Below are 219 nucleotides of genomic sequence, written 5' to 3' on the forward strand. Positions count from 1 at the left end.
TGCTCTTTAACAATTTATCAGACAATCTGTGTGGGCACTCGAAGATACGGATTCTTAACGTCGCAAGACGAAAAATGAATACCAAGTCTCTGAGTGAACACGTAATTCATTACGAAGTTTAATTCACGAGCATCAAACTTAAATTGAAGAGTTTGATCATGGCTCAGATTGAACGCTGGCGGCAGGCCTAACACATGCAAGTCGAACGGTAGCACAGAG

General features: G+C 42.0%; 1 rRNA gene. It reads left to right on the top strand.

Features of this window, described 5'->3' with window-relative positions:
* Positions 1–140: 140 nt before the first annotated feature.
* Positions 141–219, top strand: a 16S ribosomal RNA gene (locus FDW92_RS04875); the annotation flags it as partial.

The sequence above is a fragment of the Citrobacter sp. wls706 genome (assembly GCF_005281305.1).
Lineage (GTDB): Bacteria > Pseudomonadota > Gammaproteobacteria > Enterobacterales > Enterobacteriaceae > Citrobacter > Citrobacter werkmanii.